19 protein-coding genes and 1 pseudogene are annotated in these 18,266 nt (G+C 66.4%); 8 read left to right on the plus strand and 12 right to left on the minus strand.

Annotation, left to right across the window (positions count from 1 at the left end):
• The first annotated feature begins 341 nt into the window (after positions 1-341).
• Positions 342-1,262: an EamA family transporter RarD gene (gene rarD, locus BGI51_RS05520; RefSeq protein WP_187980531.1), complete on the plus strand. Its 921-nt coding sequence runs from the start codon at positions 342-344 to the stop codon at positions 1,260-1,262.
• 76 nt (positions 1,263-1,338) lie between these two features.
• On the opposite strand, the gene secB is transcribed toward rarD, so the two are convergent.
• From secB to BGI51_RS05535, 3 genes are read right to left on the minus strand one after another with little or no spacing between them, the layout of a single operon-like run.
• Positions 1,339-1,803 carry a protein-export chaperone SecB gene (gene secB / locus BGI51_RS05525; RefSeq protein ID WP_007159775.1) on the minus strand — a complete coding sequence of 155 codons (465 nt, stop codon included), beginning with the start codon at positions 1,801-1,803 and terminating at the stop codon, positions 1,339-1,341.
• A 27-nt stretch (positions 1,804-1,830) separates the two neighbouring features.
• A complete protein-coding gene (gene grxC, locus BGI51_RS05530; RefSeq protein ID WP_133861979.1) occupies positions 1,831-2,085 on the minus strand; it encodes a glutaredoxin 3 in 255 nt (84 codons plus the stop codon).
• A gap of 41 nt (positions 2,086-2,126) precedes the next feature.
• A complete protein-coding gene (locus BGI51_RS05535) occupies positions 2,127-2,546 on the minus strand; it encodes a rhodanese-like domain-containing protein (RefSeq protein WP_133861980.1) in 420 nt (139 codons plus the stop codon).
• A 182-nt stretch (positions 2,547-2,728) separates the two neighbouring features.
• Here BGI51_RS05535 and BGI51_RS05540 point away from each other — a divergent pair, with 182 nt between their 5' ends.
• The 4 genes from BGI51_RS05540 to BGI51_RS05555 all read left to right on the plus strand — a co-directional run bounded on the left by BGI51_RS05540 (position 2,729) and on the right by BGI51_RS05555 (position 6,888).
• Positions 2,729-3,340 (plus strand): NAD(P)-dependent oxidoreductase, encoded by a 612-nt coding sequence (locus BGI51_RS05540; RefSeq protein WP_187980532.1) that lies wholly within the window; start codon positions 2,729-2,731, stop codon positions 3,338-3,340.
• Positions 3,341-3,473: 133 nt separating this feature from the next.
• Positions 3,474-4,757, plus strand: coding sequence for a murein hydrolase activator EnvC family protein (locus BGI51_RS05545; protein WP_133861982.1), 1,284 nt, complete (start codon positions 3,474-3,476; stop codon positions 4,755-4,757).
• A 29-nt stretch (positions 4,758-4,786) separates the two neighbouring features.
• A complete protein-coding gene (locus BGI51_RS05550; RefSeq protein WP_007159780.1) occupies positions 4,787-6,130 on the plus strand; it encodes a S41 family peptidase in 1,344 nt (447 codons plus the stop codon).
• Positions 6,127-6,888 (plus strand): divergent polysaccharide deacetylase family protein, encoded by a 762-nt coding sequence (locus BGI51_RS05555; protein WP_133861984.1) that lies wholly within the window; start codon positions 6,127-6,129, stop codon positions 6,886-6,888. The genes BGI51_RS05550 and BGI51_RS05555 overlap by 4 nt, the downstream gene beginning before the upstream one ends.
• 24 nt (positions 6,889-6,912) lie before the next feature.
• On the opposite strand, the gene BGI51_RS05560 is transcribed toward BGI51_RS05555, so the two are convergent.
• The 9 genes and pseudogenes from BGI51_RS05560 to BGI51_RS05600 form a co-directional block, all read right to left on the minus strand.
• Positions 6,913-7,674 carry a substrate-binding periplasmic protein gene (locus BGI51_RS05560; RefSeq protein WP_133861985.1) on the minus strand — a complete coding sequence of 254 codons (762 nt, stop codon included), beginning with the start codon at positions 7,672-7,674 and terminating at the stop codon, positions 6,913-6,915.
• Positions 7,675-7,899: 225 nt separating this feature from the next.
• Positions 7,900-8,661 carry a substrate-binding periplasmic protein gene (locus tag BGI51_RS05565; RefSeq protein ID WP_064306835.1) on the minus strand — a complete coding sequence of 254 codons (762 nt, stop codon included), beginning with the start codon at positions 8,659-8,661 and terminating at the stop codon, positions 7,900-7,902.
• A gap of 49 nt (positions 8,662-8,710) precedes the next feature.
• On the minus strand, positions 8,711-9,469 hold the full coding sequence (locus tag BGI51_RS05570) for a substrate-binding periplasmic protein (RefSeq protein WP_187980533.1): 759 nt from the start codon (positions 9,467-9,469) through the stop codon (positions 8,711-8,713).
• Between the two features lie 29 nt (positions 9,470-9,498).
• Positions 9,499-10,281 (minus strand): imidazole glycerol phosphate synthase subunit HisF, encoded by a 783-nt coding sequence (gene hisF, locus BGI51_RS05575; RefSeq protein WP_007159785.1) that lies wholly within the window; start codon positions 10,279-10,281, stop codon positions 9,499-9,501.
• A 10-nt stretch (positions 10,282-10,291) separates the two neighbouring features.
• Positions 10,292-11,029 carry a 1-(5-phosphoribosyl)-5-[(5-phosphoribosylamino)methylideneamino]imidazole-4-carboxamide isomerase gene (gene hisA, locus BGI51_RS05580; protein WP_007159787.1) on the minus strand — a complete coding sequence of 246 codons (738 nt, stop codon included), beginning with the start codon at positions 11,027-11,029 and terminating at the stop codon, positions 10,292-10,294.
• A gap of 31 nt (positions 11,030-11,060) precedes the next feature.
• A complete protein-coding gene (locus BGI51_RS05585; RefSeq protein WP_007159788.1) occupies positions 11,061-11,318 on the minus strand; it encodes a DUF2164 domain-containing protein in 258 nt (85 codons plus the stop codon).
• Positions 11,318-11,956, minus strand: a complete 639-nt coding sequence (gene hisH / locus BGI51_RS05590; protein WP_183632598.1) for an imidazole glycerol phosphate synthase subunit HisH — start codon at positions 11,954-11,956, stop codon at positions 11,318-11,320. The genes BGI51_RS05585 and hisH overlap by 1 nt, the downstream gene beginning before the upstream one ends.
• Positions 11,956-12,549 (minus strand): imidazoleglycerol-phosphate dehydratase HisB, encoded by a 594-nt coding sequence (gene hisB, locus BGI51_RS05595; protein ID WP_058768514.1) that lies wholly within the window; start codon positions 12,547-12,549, stop codon positions 11,956-11,958. Before hisB ends, hisH begins: the two co-directional genes overlap by 1 nt.
• A gap of 147 nt (positions 12,550-12,696) precedes the next feature.
• Positions 12,697-14,360 (minus strand): annotated as a pseudogene (locus tag BGI51_RS05600) (OFA family MFS transporter).
• A 295-nt stretch (positions 14,361-14,655) separates the two neighbouring features.
• Here BGI51_RS05600 and BGI51_RS05605 point away from each other — a divergent pair.
• Genes BGI51_RS05605 through BGI51_RS05615 form a run of 3 tightly spaced genes read left to right on the plus strand, consistent with a single transcriptional unit; the run spans position 14,656 to position 18,205 of the window.
• A complete protein-coding gene (locus tag BGI51_RS05605) occupies positions 14,656-16,875 on the plus strand; it encodes an AsmA family protein (RefSeq protein ID WP_187980534.1) in 2,220 nt (739 codons plus the stop codon).
• Positions 16,872-17,936 carry an A/G-specific adenine glycosylase gene (gene mutY, locus BGI51_RS05610; protein WP_187980535.1) on the plus strand — a complete coding sequence of 355 codons (1,065 nt, stop codon included), beginning with the start codon at positions 16,872-16,874 and terminating at the stop codon, positions 17,934-17,936. Before BGI51_RS05605 ends, mutY begins: the two co-directional genes overlap by 4 nt.
• Positions 17,933-18,205, plus strand: a complete 273-nt coding sequence (locus BGI51_RS05615) for an oxidative damage protection protein (protein ID WP_017639567.1) — start codon at positions 17,933-17,935, stop codon at positions 18,203-18,205. The genes mutY and BGI51_RS05615 overlap by 4 nt, the downstream gene beginning before the upstream one ends.
• The last annotated feature ends 61 nt before the right edge of the window (positions 18,206-18,266 follow it).

The following is an 18,266-nucleotide window of genomic DNA, read 5'->3' on the forward strand; positions in this document are numbered from 1 at the left end:
CCCTTTCCCCTTGGGAGAGGGCCGGGGTGAGGGTAGGCCCCGCGATGAACTCTTCAATGGAAAAGACTGTGCCGTTTTCCAGGCTACAACACTGATCGCGGCCATGGGCCGCTCTTACCGGAACCTGACCCCCAGGAGCGGCCGCATTGGCGGACCACCATGGCCGCGATCAGACAATGCCTGCCGCCTACGCAGCGGTCGCAGCGGCGCACTGCCATGGCCGCGAGGGCGGGATGCCAGCCTGCCAGAGCTGACGACAGGAAGCCCCACCCATTCCGACATCCCGCAGCCCCTTGAGCTATCCTGCCCGGACAAGAAAGTTGCCTGCCTAAGGATCCCTCATGTCTGCCTTGCGCCAGGGTTACGCCCTGGGCCTTACCGCCTATGGGCTGTGGGGCTTGTTTCCGCTGTTCTTCAAACTGCTGGCGGCCCTGCCGGCGACCGAGATCCTGTTCCAGCGCATCCTCTGGTCCGCCCTGTTCAGCGCCCTCCTGCTGCTCGTCTGGCGCCATCGCGGCTGGTGGGCGGAGTTGCGCGCCCACCCGCGACGGCTGCTCTGGCTGGCGGTGTCCGGCGCGCTGGTGGCCTGCAACTGGCTGGTCTATATCTGGGCGGTCAACAACGCCCACGTGGTCGAGGCCAGCCTGGGCTACTACATCAACCCGCTGGTCAACATCCTGCTCGCCCTGGTGATTCTCGGTGAGCGCCTGCGCCCGCTGCAGTGGATCGCCGTGGGCCTGGCGGTGCTGGGCGTGGCCCAGCAGCTGTGGACCCTGGGGCAACTGCCCTGGGTCTCCCTGGCGCTGGCGCTGAGCTTCGCCTTCTATGGCCTGGTGCGGCGGCAGACGCCGGTGGCCGCGCTGCCGGGCATGGTGGTGGAGAGCTGGATGCTGGTGCCGATCGCCCTGGTCGCGCTGCCACTGCTGACCCCGGGGGTGAGCCTGGAGGCCGAGACCTGGCAGTCCTCGCTGGGCCTGCTGATCGTGCTGGCCGGTCCGGTCACCCTGATTCCCCTGCTGTGCTTCAACGCCGCGGCGCGCAAGCTGCCCTATTCGACGCTGGGCTTCCTGCAGTACCTGGCACCGACCCTGGTGCTGATCCAGGCGGTCTGGCTCTATGGCGAGCCCTTCCCCCGTGAGCGGCTGTTTGCCTTCATCTGCATCTGGACGGGCCTGGCCGTGTTCAGCTTCGATCTCTGGCGCGCCAGCCGCAAGCTCAGAGCGGGCGCAAAGGCGCGCGAGCCAGAGGCAGACAGGGCCTAGGCACTCCCCAAAAAAGACCTGGGACCAGACAGCAGAACGCCCCTCGCAAGGGGCGTCCGGTACCGCGCGGCGCCGATCAGGCTTCGCCGGCGGTCTGCATACGCGCCAGTTCCTGGGCGTAGAGGGCGTCGAAATTCACCGGCTGCAGCATCAGCGCGGGGAAGGAGCCACGCACCACCATGTTGTCCAGCGCCTCACGGGCGTAGGGGAACAGGATGTTGGGGCAGAAGGCGCCCAGGGCATGGGCCATGGAGGCGGCGTCCAGGCCCTTGATCAGGAAGATGCCACCCTGCTGCACTTCGGCGATGAAGGCGGTCTCTTCGTTGTTCTTGACGGTCACGGTCAGGGTCAGCACCACTTCGTGGAAGTCGTCGCCCAGGGTCTTCTGGCGGGTGGCCAGGTCCAGGTTGACGTTGGGCTGCCAGTCCTGACGGAAGATCTCGGGGCTCTTGGGCGCCTCGAAGGACAGGTCGCGGATGTAGATGCGCTGCAGGGAGAACTGAGCGCCGTCTTCCTGGGCGCCATTGGCTTGGTCGGTCATGGTAGGGCCTTGAGTTGTGAGTGTTGGTCAGGCGGACAGCAGCGGATCGAGACGTCCGCTTCGGTCTAGGGCATAGAGCTCGTCGCAACCGCCGACGTGGGTGCTGCCGACCCAGATCTGCGGCACGCTGGTGCGACCGGCCTTGCGGGCCATCTCGCTGCGCAGCGCCGGCTGGCCATCGACGGAGACTTCCCGGTAGGCCACGTTCTTGCGATCGAGCAGGTGCTTGGCTCGATGGCAATAGGGACACCAGGCACTGGTATAGATGACGACGTCAGACATGCGCGGTCTCCAGTGGCCGATGGGGCGGCCACGCTAGGGGTTCACTTCACCAGGGGCAGATTCTCTGCACGCCAGGTGGCGATGCCGCCGTTCAGCCGGGCGGCGGTGAAGCCGGCCTTCTGCAGATCGCCGCACACGGCGCCGGCTTGCTGGCCGGCGCTGTCCACCACGATCAGGGTCTTGGCCTTGTGCTTCTCCAGTAGAGACAGGCTGCTGGCGACTTTCTCCTGAGCGATGTTCAGCGCGCCGACGATATGCCCGGCGGCGAAGTCCTTGCTCGGACGGATATCGAGGACCACGCCCTGCTCGCGGTTGAGCAGGTTGGTGAGTTCGCCGGTGGACAGGCTGCGCCCGCCACGACGGGTCTCGTTGAACAGCATCAGGGCGACGATGGCGAGGAAGGCGGCGACGAGAAGCGGATGATGGGTGGCGAATTCAACCGCCCGACCGATAAATTCCATAATGAAAGAGCTATCCAAGGAGGGCTAAAAATGCTGGCCAGTATACACAGCCCCCCGATGGCGCCATACCCTCGCCGGCCCCGGGTTATCCGCAGGTAACCAGCTCATCTCGAACTGCCTCCTTGGCGGCTTCCGCGGCTCTGCCTAGGCTTGGCTTCCCTTCACTTCCGAGGAATCCAGCCATGACCTCCATCGCCCTGCTCGGCGCCACCGGCAACGTCGGCAGCCGCCTGCTCGACGAAGCCCTCTCCCGCGGCCACCGGGTCACCGCCCTGGTACGGAATCCCGCGCGCCTGGCGGCGCGGCCCGACCTGACGGTGGTCGCCGGTGATGTCACCGATCTGCAGGCCGCCCCGGCCCTGGCCGGTCATGAGGTGCTGATCAGCAGCCTGAGATTCGCCGACCTCGCGCCGAGCGCCCTGGTCGACTTCGCCCGCGCCACCGGCATTCCGCGGCTGCTGATCGTTGGCGGCGCCGCCAGCCTGAATCTGCCGGACGGCTCGCGGCTGTTCGATGCGCCAGCCTTTCCCGCTGAATACCGCAGCGAAGCCGGAGCCGGCATCGCCACCCTGGACACCTTGCGCACGGTGAGCGACCTCGACTGGGTCTTCGTCAGCCCGCAGATGGTCTTCGCGCCCGGCACCCGTACCGGGCGGTTCCGCCTGGACGACGATGCCCTGCTGTTCGACGCGGCCGGCGACAGTCATATCTCCTACGAGGACTTCGCCGTGGCCCTGCTGGACGAGGTCGAACGGCCCGCTCATCACCGCACCCGCTTCACCGTCGGCTATTGAAGTAGAAATGCCCTCTCGTTCGCAGCCTGGCCGCCTGGTCGGGCTGTGAACGCTGAACGGCGTACCTTGCCGTTTTTTTTGCCGGATGTGACGGGCATACTAGGCGCTTCGCCCTAGAAACGTACGACCTCGCATGCGCCGTGTTCTCGCCCTTCTCCTGCTTGCCAGCGTTCTCGCTCCCGCCCTGGCCGACGACCGCGCCGATACCCAGCGGCAGATCGAGCAGACCCGCCGGGAAATCCAGGAGATGCAGAAGGTCCTCAAGCAGGTGCAGGCCGAAAAGTCCGGCGTGCAGAAGCAGCTGCAGGGCACCGAGACCCAGATGGGCGAGCTGGAAAAGCAGGTCGACTCGCTGCAGAAGCAGCTGGAGAACGGCGAAAAAAAGCTGCAAGAGCTGGACGGGCGCAAGAAGAAGCTCGACCAGTCTCGCGCTGAGCAACAACAGCTGATCGCCGTGCAGGTGCGCGCCGCCTACCAGAGCGGCCGCCAGGAATACCTCAAGCTGCTGCTCAACCAGGAGCATCCGGAAAAGGTCAGCCGCACCCTCACCTACTACAACTACCTGAATCGCACCCGCCTGGATCAGCTCGCCAGCTTCAACGACACCCTGCGCGAGTTGCGCGAGGTGGAACAGGGCATCCAGCAGGAACAGGGCGACCTGGTCGCCCGCCGCGAAGACCTGGAAAAGCGGCAGGCGGAGCTCGCCGAGGTGCGCAAGGAGCGCCAGGCGGCGCTGGCCAAGATCAACGCGGACTACCGCGACAAGAGTCGCGAGATCGAGAATCGCGAGCAGGATCAGGCAGCGCTGAACAAGGTGCTCAAGACCATCGAGGAAACCCTCGCGCGCCAGGCCCGCGAAGCCGAGGAAGCCCGGCAGCGACAACTGGCCGAAGCCCGCGCCGCCCAGGCGCGGGAAGCGGCACGGCGCCAGGCGCAAAGCGAGCCGAAAGCCCCGCGCCCCTCGAACGCCCCGGAGCTGGCGGTGTCTAGTGCAGCACCTGCCTATGGCGGCGCCTTCGCCAATGCCCGCGGCAAGCTGCCCTGGCCGGTCGATGGCCGTCTGGTGGCCCGCTTCGGCAGTGCCCGCGGTGACGACCCCCGCGCGAAATGGGACGGTGTCCTGATCGCGGCCGGGGCCGGCACCCGGGTCAAGGCGGTGCACGACGGCCGAGTGGTCTTCGCCGACTGGCTAAGAGGCGCCGGCCAGCTGGTTATCATCGATCATGGGAATGGCTATCTCAGCCTGTACGGACATAATCAGAGCCTGCTCAAGTCTGCGGGTGACGTGGTCAAGGCCGGGGATGCCATCGCGACCGTCGGCGCCAGCGGCGGTCAGGAAGCCTCCGCCTTGTACTTCGCCATCCGCCAACAGGGCCGCCCGACGGACCCGGTCATCTGGTGCCGTGCTCAGGGATAGTGCGACACACCTCGGTTTAGGAGCTGCACATGCCGCATCGCTTTCGTCCCACCGTCCTGGTCCTCGCCCTGCTGTTCAGCGGCGTCGGAGTCGTCCAGGCGCAATCGCCGCAGAGCACGCCGGCTGCGGTGACGCCGGTCGCACCGGGCGCCGCGCCCGCGGCCCCGGCCAGCGCTCCGCTGCCGCTGGACGAGCTGCGCACCTTTGCCGAGGTGTTCGACCGCATCAAGGCGGCCTATGTGGAGCCGGTGTCGGACAAGGTCCTGCTGGAAAACGCCATCAAGGGCATGCTCAGCAACCTGGATCCGCATTCCGCCTATCTGGAACCCAAGGACTTCGCCGAACTGCAGGAAACTACCAGCGGTGAATTCGGCGGTCTGGGCCTGGAAGTCGGCCAGGAGAACGGCTTCATCAAGGTGGTCTCGCCCATCGACGACACCCCGGCGGCCAAGGCGCGCCTGCAACCGGGCGATCTGATCGTCAAGATCGACGGCCAGCCGACCAAGGGCCAGGCCATCAACGAAGCGGTCGACAAGATGCGCGGCAAGCCGGGCAGCCCCATCGTGCTGACCATCGTCCGCGGTGGCGGCCAGCCATTCGACGTCAAGCTGGCGCGGGCGGTGATCAAGGTCAACAGCGTCAAGAGCCAGCTGCTCGAATCCGGCTACGGCCTGCTGCGCATCTCGCAGTTCCAGGTGAATACCGGCGAAGAGACGGTCAAGGCTCTCGCCAAGCTGCGTCAGGAAAACAAGGGCAAGCTCAAGGGCCTGATCCTCGACCTGAGAAACAACCCGGGCGGGGTGCTGCAGTCGGCGGTCGAGGTGGCCGATGCCTTCATGACCCACGGCCTGATCGTCTACACCAAGGGCCGCCTGCCCAATTCCGAATTGCGCTTCTCGGCCGATGCCGCCGATCCCAGCGAGAAGGTGCCCCTGGTGGTGCTGATCAACGGCGGCAGCGCCTCGGCCGCCGAGATCGTCGCCGGCGCCCTGCAGGATTCCAAGCGCGGCATCCTCATGGGCACCGACAGCTTCGGCAAGGGTTCGGTGCAGACGGTGCTGCCGCTCAACAACGACCGGGCGCTCAAGCTCACCACGGCGCTCTACTACACGCCGAGCGGCCGCTCCATCCAGGCCCAGGGCATCACTCCGGACATCGCCGTGGCGCCGGCCAAGGTCACCCCGCAGAGCGGTGGCGACGAATACTTCCGCGAAGCCGATCTGGCCGGTCACCTGGGCAATGGCAATGGCGGCGCCGATCGGCCTACCGGCAGCAAGGCGCCGAACCAGAGTCCACGGCCGCAGGATGACGACTTCCAGCTCTCCCAGGCGCTGTCGCTGCTCAAGGGACTCAACGTCACCCATACCCCGTGAGGGCTGGACGCTGGCTACTGGCCGGGGCGCTCGCCCTGGTCGGCACGCTTGCCCAGGCCGCCACCGCGCAGCTGACCATCGTCATCGACGACCTCGGGCAGAATCCGGCCCGGGATCGTCAGGTCCTGGCACTGCCCGCGCCGGTGGTCCTGGCGATCATCCCCGAGACCCGCTACGCCGCCGAACTGGCCGCCGCCGCCCACCGTGCCGGACGCACCGTGCTGCTGCACCTGCCCATGGACCCGGCCGGCGGTCCCTATGCCTGGCATCCGGAGATGTCTTCGGCCGAACGCCTGCAACGCCTGGACCGTGCGCTGGAGCGGGTACCCGAGGCGGATGGGGTGAACAATCACGAAGGCAGTCGCATGACCGCGGACCGACCGGCCATGGCCGAGTTGATGCAGGTCCTGCAGGAGCGTCACCTGCTGTTTCTCGACAGCCGCACCAGCGCTGCCACCGTGGCTGCGGCGGAAGCCCAGAAGATCGGCCTGGCCAGCGTCTCGCGCGATGTCTTTCTCGACAACGACGCCACTCCGGCGGCGGTGGCGGCCCAGCTGGCCGAAGGCGTGCGGCTGGCCCAGCGCCAGGGCAGCGCGGTGCTGATCGGCCATCCGCACCCGGCAACCCTGGCGGTGCTGGCCCAGCAGTTGCCCCTGCTCAAGGCCCAGGGCGTGGAAGTCATCGACCTGCCGCAGATGATCGCCCTGCGCGCCAACCAGGCCATGCCCGGGCACGGCCGCAGCGGTCGCTATCGCTAGCGACCGGCGGACGGCTTCCAGGCATCAGAGGTAGTTGTTGGTGATGCTGTCGATCACCCCTTCCCTGCGCATCTGTTCCAGGGCCGCCTTGAGGCGTGTCACCACTTCGTCAGGCGTGTCCTTGTTCAGCGCCAGATACTGATCCACCTCGTTGAAGCGAAGCAGCGTCTGCAAGCCGGTCACCCCCTGCTGCTTGGCGAGATAGCGGCCGACGGGATCGGCGGTAGCCCAGATATCGATCTGGCCTTTCACCAATTTGTCGACGTTTTCCTGATCACGCAGGGCGTCGATGACCGGAATGCCCTGGGCGGTCAGCGTCTTGCTGATCACATCGTTGCGATAGGCACCGATGCGATAGCGGGCGGCGTCCTTGAGCGTCTTGATGTCCAGCTTGCTGCCCGGCAGCGCCTGCAGGGTCCAGCTCGAACGGCCGAAGGGTCCCACCCATTTGAACTGATCCTTGCGCGCCTCGGTGTAGGCGACGGAGAAGAGTCCGTAGTTGGGCGTCTCCTGGGTCAGCCGATAGATGCGATCCCAGGGGAAGCGCAGCGAAAGGCTGTACTTGATGCCCGCACGCCTGAACATCTCGCGGACGACATCGGTGGCGATACCGTCGATGGCGTCATCGCGGGCGAAGTTCTTGTCATCGACCGACATGTTGAAGGGAGGGTAATTCTCGGTCAGGAGCACGACCTGATAGTAATCCGGCAGCTCGGCACGGGCCTGGGTCAAGCCCAGCGTGCAACCCAGCAGTACCCCTGCAAGACGCAACCACAGCTTTTGCATTACAACTCCCTGGCGACGCAAGGCCGCATTTTCGAGGTTTCGTCGAGTATCCCTTTACAACGTTCAGCGCTCACTGCGGCTGACCTCACCGCGATCCTCAAGGCTTCGCGGCCCCGTCCAGCTGCCGGGGCCATGCGGAATCCCTGGCACCTCGCGTCCAGACAGGACGCTGGCGAATGCTTACCTCCAGCGCAACTCGCCAGGCGCCCGCCACGCGGCGGCGCACTAGAGATAGTTGTTGGTGATGCTGTCGACCAGGCCTTCGCGGCGCATGGCATCCAGGGCCTGCTGCAGGCGGGTCACCACCTCGTCGGGGGTGTCCTTGTTCAGGGCCAGGTAGAGGTCGGATTCCTGGAAGCTGAGCAGGGTCTGCAGGTTGCTGACGCCCTGCTGCTTGGCCAGGTAGCGGGCGACCACGTCGGTGGTGGCCCAGACGTCGATCTCGCCCTTCTGCAACTTGGCGATGTTCTCCTGATCACGCAGGGCGTCGATGGGGACGATGCCCTTTTCCTGAATCATCAGGCTCACGGCGGAATTCTTGTAGGCACCGACGCGCAGCCGGGCTGCCGTGGCCAGGTCTGGCACCTTGAGGGTGCTGCCGGACAGCGCCATGAACACCTTGCGGGTCTTGCCCAGCGGGCCGACCCACTTGAACAGCGGCAGCCTGGACTCGGTGCGCGACACGGAGAACAGCGCGTAGTTGGGGCTTTCCAGGGTCAGGTTGTAGATGCGATCCCAGGGAAAGCGCAGCGAGAGGTTGTAGTCGATCCCGGCGCGCTTGAACATCTCGCGCACCAGATCGGCGCTGATGCCGTCGATGGCGTCGTCACGCGCGAAGTTCTTGTCGTCCACCGCCATGTTGAAGGGCGGGAAGTTCTCGGTCAGCAGCACCACGCGATAGCCCGCTGGCAATTCCGCCCGGGCTGTCCCCAGGCCAAGGGTGCAACTCAACAGCACGGCGGCGATGGCCAACCAGGACTTGCGCATAGCTCTCTCCTCAGGCGACCGTCCGCGCCGATCGCTCGGCCCGCCGGGATCACAGATATCGATTGAAGATGGTCTGAACCGCGCCGCTCTGGCGCATGTCGTCAAGGGCCTTCTGCAGCTTCTGTACCACCTCGTCGGGGGTCTGCTTGTTCAGCGCCAGGAACAGCTCGCCGCTGTTGAAGCGCAACAGCATCTTGAGTCCGGTCACGTCTTCCTGGCGGGCCAGGTAGCGACCGGCGGGATCACCGGTGGCCCAGACATCGATCTGTCCCTTAACCAGGCGCTGCACGTTTTCCTGATCGCGCAGCGCAAGATCCGGCTGGAAGCCCTGCTGGACGAGACTCTCGGCTATGGCGTCGCCCTTGTAGGCGCCGATCTTTAGCTGCTGCTTGCGGACGTCGTCGAGGCTGCGCAGCTGCAGGTGGCTGTCGGCGCGACCGAGCAGGACCCAGTCATCCGGGCCGATGGGACCGACCCATTTGAACAGGCCCTCGCGCTCCGGCAGCCGGGCGGTGACGAAGACGCCGTGGTCGGGCTGATCCAAGGCCATGCCGTAGATCCGCTCCCAGGGAAATCTCAGGGTGAGGTTGTAGGAGATGCCGGCCCGCTTGCACATCTCGCGGACCATGTCGACGGCGATGCCCTTGAGCTCGCCCTCGCGGGCGAAGTTCTTGCCATCGACGGAGAAGTTGTAGGGCGGGAAGTTTTCCGTCAGCAGCGTCAGCTGATAACCCGCCGGAAGCTCCGCCCTGACCGCGGTGGATACCAGCAGCAAACCGGCCAAGCAGGCCCAGATTCCCTTGCGCACGCCCCTCTCCCTGCCGGCACCGCCGGTGCTTAAGATTTTGTGGAGCGTATCACAATCCCTTTTTCGGCCAGGTACCGTTTAGCCTCGGGAATGGTGCATTCGCCGAAATGGAAGATGCTCGCGGCCAGCACCGCAGAGGCCTTGCCTTCGAGAATGCCGTCGGCCAGGTGCTGCAGATTGCCGACGCCGCCGGAGGCGATCACCGGGATGCCCACCGCCTCGCTGACGGCGCGGGTCACGCCCAGGTCGAAGCCGTTCTTCATGCCGTCCTGGTCCATGCTGGTGAGCAGGATCTCGCCGGCGCCCAGGCCTTCCATCTTCTGCGCCCAGGCCACGGCGTCGAGGCCGGTGGGCTTGCGCCCGCCATGGGTGAAGATCTCCCAGCGCGGGGTTTCGCCGGGGCCGCTGACCCGCTTGGCGTCGATGGCCACCACGATGCACTGGGAACCGAAGCGTGCCGCGGCTTCACCGACGAACTCCGGGGTGAAGACCGCCGCGGTGTTGATCGAGACCTTGTCGGCACCGGCGTTGAGCAGGTTGCGGATGTCCTGCACGGTGCGCACGCCACCGCCCACGGTCAGCGGGATGAACACCTGGCTGGCCATGCGCTCCACCGTGTGCAGGGTGGTATCGCGGCCCTGGTGGCTGGCGGTGATGTCGAGAAAGGTGATCTCGTCGGCGCCCTGCTCGTTGTAGCGGCGGGCGATCTCCACCGGATCACCGGCATCGCGGATGTTCTCGAACTTGACGCCCTTGACCACGCGGCCATTGTCCACGTCCAGGCAGGGGATGATGCGTTTGGCCAGCGCCATGACTGAGTCCTCAGACCTTGAAGTTGTCGCACAGCGCCTGGGCTTCGGCGACGTCGAGGGTGCCCTCGTAGATCGCGCGGCCGGTGATGGCACCGATGATGCCCGGGCTGCGGGCGTCGAGCAGGTTCTGGATGTCACCCAGGTTGTGGATGCCGCCGGAGGCGATCACCGGGATGCTGGTGGCTTCGGCCAGGGCGCGGGTGGCCGGCACGTTGCAGCCCTGCATCATGCCGTCGCGGGCGATGTCGGTGTAGACGATGGCGCTGACGCCGTCGGCTTCGAAGCGACGGGCCAGGTCGGTGACCTGCAGCTCGCTGACCTCGGCCCAGCCGTCGGTGGCGACGAAGCCGTCCTTGGCATCCAGGCCGACGATGACCTTGCCGGGGAAGGCGCGACAGGCCTCAGCGACGAATTCCGGCTGCTTGACCGCCTTGGTACCGATGATCACGTAGCTGACGCCGGCACGCACATAGTGCTCGATGGTCTCCAGCGAGCGGATGCCGCCGCCGATCTGGATCGGCAGGCCGGGATAGCGCCTGGCGATGGCGGTGACCACCTCGCCATTGACCGGCTGGCCTTCGAAGGCGCCGTTGAGATCCACCAGGTGCAGCCGGCGGCAGCCGCCGTCGACCCACTGGGCGGCCATGGCCACGGGATCGTCGGAGAACACGGTGGAATCTTCCATGCGCCCCTGGCGCAGGCGGACACAGGCACCGTCCTTGAGGTCGATGGCGGGGATGATCAGCATGGCAATACCTTGGCTCGGGGGTGAGGGCGATCTAGGGCTTTTCCAGCGCCCAGATGTCGCTTTCCAGGCTGTCGACACGCTCCCTGAGCAGGGTCTGCACGTCGGCAACCGCCTTGTTGTAGTACAGCGGCCCGCACTCGCGGGCGAAGAAATCCAGCAGTTCCTCGACTTCGAACCGTCCCAGGCGGACCTCGAAGCGATCGTCCAGCAGGGTCTGCAAGGCCGTGACCAGGCGCTGGCTCTGCTCGGGCTCGAGCGTCACCAGCGGCGCGGGCGGCTTGCGCGCCATTACCAGCGGCCGTCCCAGGCGAGGAAGTTGGCATAGAGCTGCAGACCGCAGTCGGCGCTCTTCTCGGGGTGGAACTGGGTGGCGAAGCGCGAGCCGTCGGCCAGCGCCGCGGCGAAGTCCAGGCCGTAATGGCCGCGACCGACCACCTGGCGCGGATTGCCGGCCTCGACATAGAAGCTGTGCACGAAATAGAAGCGGGCGCGATCAGGGATGCTGTGCCAGAGCGGATGGTCGAGCACATGGCTGACCTCGTTCCAGCCCATGTGCGGCACCTTGAGGGTCTCGCCCTCTTCCTGCATGCCGCCCGGGAAGCGGCGCACGGCGCCGGGGAACAGGCCGATGCAGTCCACGCCGCCGTTCTCTTCGCTGCGCTGCATCAGCGCCTGCATGCCGACGCAGACGCCGAGGAAGGGCCGGTCCTGGCTGACTTCGCGCACCAGTTCATCGATGCCCTGCCGGCGGATCTCGGCCATGCAGTCGCGGATGGCGCCGACGCCGGGCAGCACGATGCGGTCCGCCTCGCGGATCACCGCGGGATCGCCGGTCACCAGCACCTGGTGGCTACCGGCGTGCTCCAGGGCCTTGGCCACGGAGTGCAGGTTGCCCATGCCATAGTCGATGACGGCTACCGTCTGCATCACAGGCACCCCTTGGTGGAGGGCATGACACCGGCCATGCGCGGATCTTCGCTGAGGGCCATGCGCAGGGCGCGGCCAAAGGCCTTGAACACCGTCTCGATCTGGTGGTGGCTGTTGACGCCGCGCAGGTTGTCGACGTGCAGGGTCACCTGGGCGTGATTGGTGAAGCCCTGGAAGAATTCGAGGAACAGGTCGACGTCCATGCGCCCCACGGTGGCGCGGGTGAAGGGCACGTTCCAGTGCAGCCCGGGTCGGCCGGAGAAGTCGATGACCACCCGCGACAGGGCCTCGTCCAGGGGCACATAGGCATGGCCGTAGCGCTGGATGCCCTTCTTGTCGCCGACGGCCTTGGCGAAGGCCTGGCCGAGGGTGATGCCGATGTCTTCAACCGTGTGATGGTCGTCGATGTGCAGGTCGCCGCGGCAGTGGATATCGAGGTCGATCAGCCCATGGCGGGCGATCTGGTCGAGCATGTGCTCGAGGAAGGGGACCCCGGTGTCGAAGCGCGCTGCGCCCGTGCCGTCCAGATCCAGGGATACCTTGACCTGGGTTTCCAGGGTGTTGCGCTCGACGGTTGCCTTGCGTTCGGCCATAGCCTGCTCCGCGAAAATCGGTGGGCGAAAGGGCCGATATTATAGGGGCGCGGGGGCTGGATCGAAAGCGCGGCGGGACGAGGCGTCCCGCCGCGAGGGGCGCCCGCCTGGGGACGCCGCCCGGTTACCGTCCGGTTCGGCTGCGACTCAGCTGAACAGGGCGGCGGTCTTTTGCAGGGTGATCCAGATGCCCCAGGCCAGCGGGATGCCCACGGCCAGCCAGGCGGCGATGGCCAGCGGCTTGGTCTTGGGATCGGCGCTCCACTCCAGCACCTGGGCGCTGCCGGCGTTGCTGTCATGGCCATTGGCGCGCTCGACGGCGAGTTCGGCCTCGGTCATGAAGTGCTTGTCGGCGACCGGACGCACCAGCAGGTTGCAGATGAAGCCCAGCACCAGCAGACCGGCCAGGATGTACAGGGTGATGTCGTACACCTGGGCGCGGGGATGCCCATACTCAGCTGGTACTCGCGCAGGTAGTTGACCAGCACCGGACCGAAGACGCCGGCGGCAGCCCAGGCGGTGAGCAGGCGACCGTGAATGGCACCGACCATCTGGGTACCGAACAGGTCGGCGAGGTAGGCCGGCACGGTGGCGAAACCGCCGCCGTACATGGACAGGATCAGGCAGAAGGCGAAGACGAACAGCGCCACGCTGCCCAGGTGACCGGTCCAGGGCACGATGGCATAGAGCACGAAGCCCAGGGTGAAGAAGACGAAATAGGTCATCTTGCGGCCGATGTAATCGGAGAAGGATGCCCAGAAGAAGCGACCGCCGATGTTGAACAGGCTCAGCAGGCCGGTGAAGCCGGCGGCGATGGCGGCGATCTGCTTAAGCTGATCGGCGCTGAGTTCACCGTAGGCCAGGCCATTGCCCAGCAGACGGCCACCGAAGACTTCCTGCAGCAGCGGCGAGGCCATGCCGATGATGCCGATGCCGGCGGTCACGTTCAGGCAGAGCACGGCCCAGACCAGCCAGAATTGCGGGATGCCCCAGATCTTGCTCACGTGGACGTGGCGATTGGTGATCATGTTGCTGCCGGCCTTCTTGGTGGACGGCGTCCAGCCCGCGGGCTTCCAGCCGGTCGGCGGTACGCGGTAGCCCAGGGCACCGCTCAGCATGAACACGAAGTAGATCACCGCCATGACCAGGAAGGTCTGCCAGACACCGATTTCGGTGGCCGACGCGAAGTGACGCATCAGGGCGTCGGCCAGGGGTGCACCCACCATGGCGCCGCCACCGAAGCCCATGATGGCCATGCCGGTCGCCATGCCGCGCTTGTCCGGGAACCACTTGATCAGGGTCGACACTGGCGAGATGTAGCCAAGGCCCAGACCGATACCGCCGATCACGCCCGAACCCAGCCACAGCATCCAGATCTGGTGGGTATAGATGCCCAGCGCGGAGATCAGCAGACCACCGCACCAGCACAGGGCCGAGACGACCCCGGCCTTGCGCGGACCGGCGTGTTCCAGCCAGCCACCGAACAGGGCGGCCGAGCAGCCGAGGAAGATGAAGAACAGGGTATAGATCCAGCCGAGCTGGGAGATCTTCCAGTCACAGGTGGCACTGAAGATCTGCTCGAAGAAGCCCATTTCCACCGGGCAGGCCACGGCGGCGGTGATGCCGATTGCCTTGGACAGCGGCAGCCAGAAGACCGAGAAGCCGTAGGCCATGCCGATGCACAGGTGGATGGCCAGGGCGGCCGGCGGGACCAGCCAGCGGTTGAAACCGGGCCGGGCGACGATGCGCTCCTTGGAAAGGAAAGCCGGACGTGCCGAAGCGACACCGCCAGCAGTGAGAGTAGTGCTCATGGGTTCAGCCCTTTTCTAGTGTATTGCGTCCAGGCCGGTGGACATTCCCTGCACGCTTCCCCGTAAACGAGTCAAAGAAACGGCGCCAACCGACCAGAGGTGCGCGACATTAAAGCGCACCCTAGCCAACTGCCAGCCCTGCTCATTTGCCAGGGTACGGGCGGCATCAGCCATCCGACGAAACGGGCGAGTACCACGGCTGTCACAGCGCCGACACCTCGATGTCATCGGGCGCGACCGAGCCCCTATACTGGCCAGTCGCGCCATCGCCCGTCGGAACAGGAATTTCCTCGTCATGAAAGCTTTCGCCAAAGTGCTGGGTATCGTCCTCGTCGGCCTGCTGCTCCTGCTGGTCGCCGTAGGCTTCGCCCTCACCCACCTGGTCGATCCCAACGACTACAAGGACGAGATCCGCCAGCTGGCGCGCGACAAGGCCAACGTCGACCTGCAGCTCAAGGGGGATATCGGCTGGAGTCTGTTCCCCTGGCTGGGCGTCGAACTGCACGATGCCACCCTGGCCAGCGCCGCCACCCCCGATCGACAGCTGGCGCAGGTGCAGCGACTGATCCTCTCGGTCCGCCTGCTGCCGCTGCTGCTGCGCCGCGACCTGGAGATGAGCGACATCAAGATCGACGGTCTGGACCTCACCGCCAGCCGCGATGACCAGGGTCGCACCAACTGGGCCGAGATCGGCCGCCCGGCGCCCAAGGCGGACCCGGGCGCCGCGCCGGCTGATACCGCCACGGGTACCTCGGGCGAGTCGACCACGGGACGCCAGCCGCTCAAGCTCAATGTCGAGAGCCTGACCGTGCGCAATTCCCGGGTCGAATACAGCGATGCCCGCAACGGCGCCCGCTATGCCTTCGAGGGTATCGACCTGGAGACCGGGGCCATCTACGCCGGCACGCCCATTCCCATCAAGCTGGCCGGCACCGCCAGCACCACCCAGCCGCCGGTCAACGCCACCGTGCTGCTCAATGGCAAATTCCGCTTCGATCCGGCCAGCCAGCAGTACGCCCTGGATGATCTCCAGCTGACCGGCGACGCCAGTGGCGAGCCCTTCAACGGCAAGCTGGTCAACTATTCCGCCAGCGGCCAGTTGGCCGTCGACCGCCGCGCCCAGACCGCCGAGTGGACCAGCCTCAAGCTCACCGCCAACGACCTCAAGGCCCTCGGTGATCTCAAGCTGACCGGCCTGGAGAGCGATCCGCAGCTGGCCGGGCGTGTCTCCATCGCCCGCCTGGACTTGCGCGCCTTCCTCGACAGTATCGGCGTCGAATTGCCGGCCATGGCCGATACCAAGACCCTGCAGCGCTTCGAGATGAATGCCCAGGTGCAGGCCAGCCGCAACGCCCTGGCGCTGGACGACTTCAACTTCCAGCTGGACGACAGCACCCTCAAGGGCCGCGTCGCCATCGCCGACATCGCCCGCCGCGCCTTGCGCATCCAGCTCAGCGGCGATCGCCTGGACCTGGATCGCTACCTGCCGGCCAAGGCCGCCGCGGCACGCCAGGCCAATGGCGCGCGCCAGGAAGAGGTCGCCCAGGTCGACGCCATCGCCGCCCAGGGCAACTCGCCGCTGCCCGAGGCGCCGACCCAGCACGCCTGGAGTCAGGAAACCCTGCTGCCGGTGGAGCGCCTGCGCAGCCTGGACGCCGAGGTCGACCTCGGCCTGCAGCACCTGACCCTCAATCGCCTGCCCTTCGAGGGCGCCAGCCTCAAGGCCAGGGCCGCTGACGGCCAACTGCAGCTCAGCGCCCTGGAAGGCGAGCTGTTCGGTGGTCGCTTCGAAGCCAACGGCGCCCTCGACGTGCGCGGCGCCCAGCCGCAACTGATCGCCCGCGAGCGCATCAAGGGCGTACCGGTGGAGCGCATCCTCCAGGCCCAGGGCCAGAAGCCGCCGGTGGAAGGCCAGCTCGATCTGGACGCCGACCTGCGCAGCTCGGGCGCCAGCCAGCGCACCCTGATCGACAACCTGGGCGGTACCGCGCGCTTCGCCCTGCGCAACGGCCAGCTGATCGACGCCAATGTCGAAAGCCAGCTGTGCCAGGGCATCGCCCTGCTCAACCGCAAGCCGCTGGAGCTGCCCCATGCCGGCCAGAACACCCCCTTCCGCCAGTTGAGCGGCAGCCTCAGCATCGTCAACGGCGTGGCCCGCAACCAGGACCTCAGCGTCAGCGTGCCCGGCCTTGCGGTGAAGGGCGCGGGCGACATCGACCTGCGTACCCTCGGCCTGGACTACCGGCTGGGCATCACCGTGCAGGGCGACACCAACGCCGCTTCCGACCCTGGCTGCCAGGTCGGCGAGCGCTATGCGGATATCGAGTGGCCCCTGCAGTGCCGCGGCCCCCTGGAGCTGGGCGCCAAGGCCTGCCGCCTGGATCGCGAGGCCATGGGCCAGATCGTCGCCCGCGCCGCCGGCAATCGTCTGAACGAAAAAATCGAAGAGAAGCTCGGTGATAAGATCAGCCCCGACATCCAGAATGCCATCCGAGGGCTGCTGCAACGTCGATGACTGATGACGACTTTGGTACCGCCGTGCTGGCCTGGTATGACCTGCACGGTCGCAAGGACCTGCCCTGGCAACAGGGCGTGACGCCCTATCGCGTCTGGGTCTCGGAGATCATGCTCCAGCAGACCCAGGTCGCCACCGTCCTGGGTTATTTCGATCGCTTCATGCAGGCGCTCCCTACCGTCGAGGCGCTGGCCGCGGCTGCGGAAGACGAGGTCCTGCACCTCTGGACCGGCCTCGGCTACTACAGCCGCGCGCGCAACCTGCACAAGGCCGCCAAGACCGTGGTGGAGCGTCATGGCGGCGAATTCCCCCGCAGCGTCGAAGCCCTGGCCGAATTGCCCGGCATCGGCCGCTCCACCGCCGGCGCCATCGCCAGTCTGAGCATGGACATCCGCGCCCCGATCCTCGACGGCAACGTCAAACGCGTCCTGGCCCGCTACACCGCCACCGCCGGCTATCCCGGCGAACCCGCCGTGGCCCGCCGCCTATGGGAAGTGGCCGATCGCCTGATGCCCCACGAGCGGGTCGGCCCCTACACCCAGGCGATGATGGACCTGGGCGCCACCCTCTGCACCCGCGGCAAGCCCAGCTGCCTGCTGTGTCCGGTCAAGCCGGGCTGCCGCGCCCATCTGCAGGGCCAGGAAACCGCCTTTCCCACGCCCAAGCCGCGCAAGACCCTGCCACAACGACAGACGCTGATGCCGCTGTTCGTCAACGACGCCAATGCCGTACTCCTGCAGCGTCGCCCCTCGACCGGTCTCTGGGGCGGTCTCTGGGGGCCGCCGGAAGTGGCCGATGCGGCCGAGCTCGAAGCCCTCGCCGAACGCCAGGGCCTGGTCATCGACGAACGTCAGGCGCTGCCCGGCCTGGTGCACACCTTCAGCCACTTCCAGCTGGCCATCGAACCCTGGCTGGTACAGGTGGACCACCGCCAGCACCGCGTGGCCGAGGGCGACTGGCTTTGGTATAACCTCGCCTCCCCGCCGCGCCTGGGCCTTGCCGCCCCGGTGCAGAAACTGCTCAAGCGCGCCGAGCAGGCGCTCAAAGGAGAACCCGCATGACCCGCACCGTGATGTGCCGCAAGCACAAGCAGGAGCTGCCCGCCCTCGATCGCCCGCCCTATCCCGGCGCCAAGGGCGAAGACATCTATCAGCACGTCTCCAAGCAGGCCTGGGAAGAGTGGCAGAAGCACCAGACCATGCTCATCAACGAGCGCCGGCTGAACATGATGAACGCCGAGGATCGCAAGTTCCTGCAGGCCGAGATGGACAAGTTCCTGTCCGGTGAAGACTACGCCCAGGCCGAGGGTTACGTACCTCCCAGCGCCTGAGTCGACGGCTAAGCGCCCGAAAAATCTAAATATTTTTTGGGCTCACTGTTGACACAAGGTC

The sequence above is a fragment of the Pseudomonas oryzihabitans genome, assembly GCF_014522265.1.
Taxonomy (GTDB): domain Bacteria; phylum Pseudomonadota; class Gammaproteobacteria; order Pseudomonadales; family Pseudomonadaceae; genus Chryseomonas; species Chryseomonas aestiva.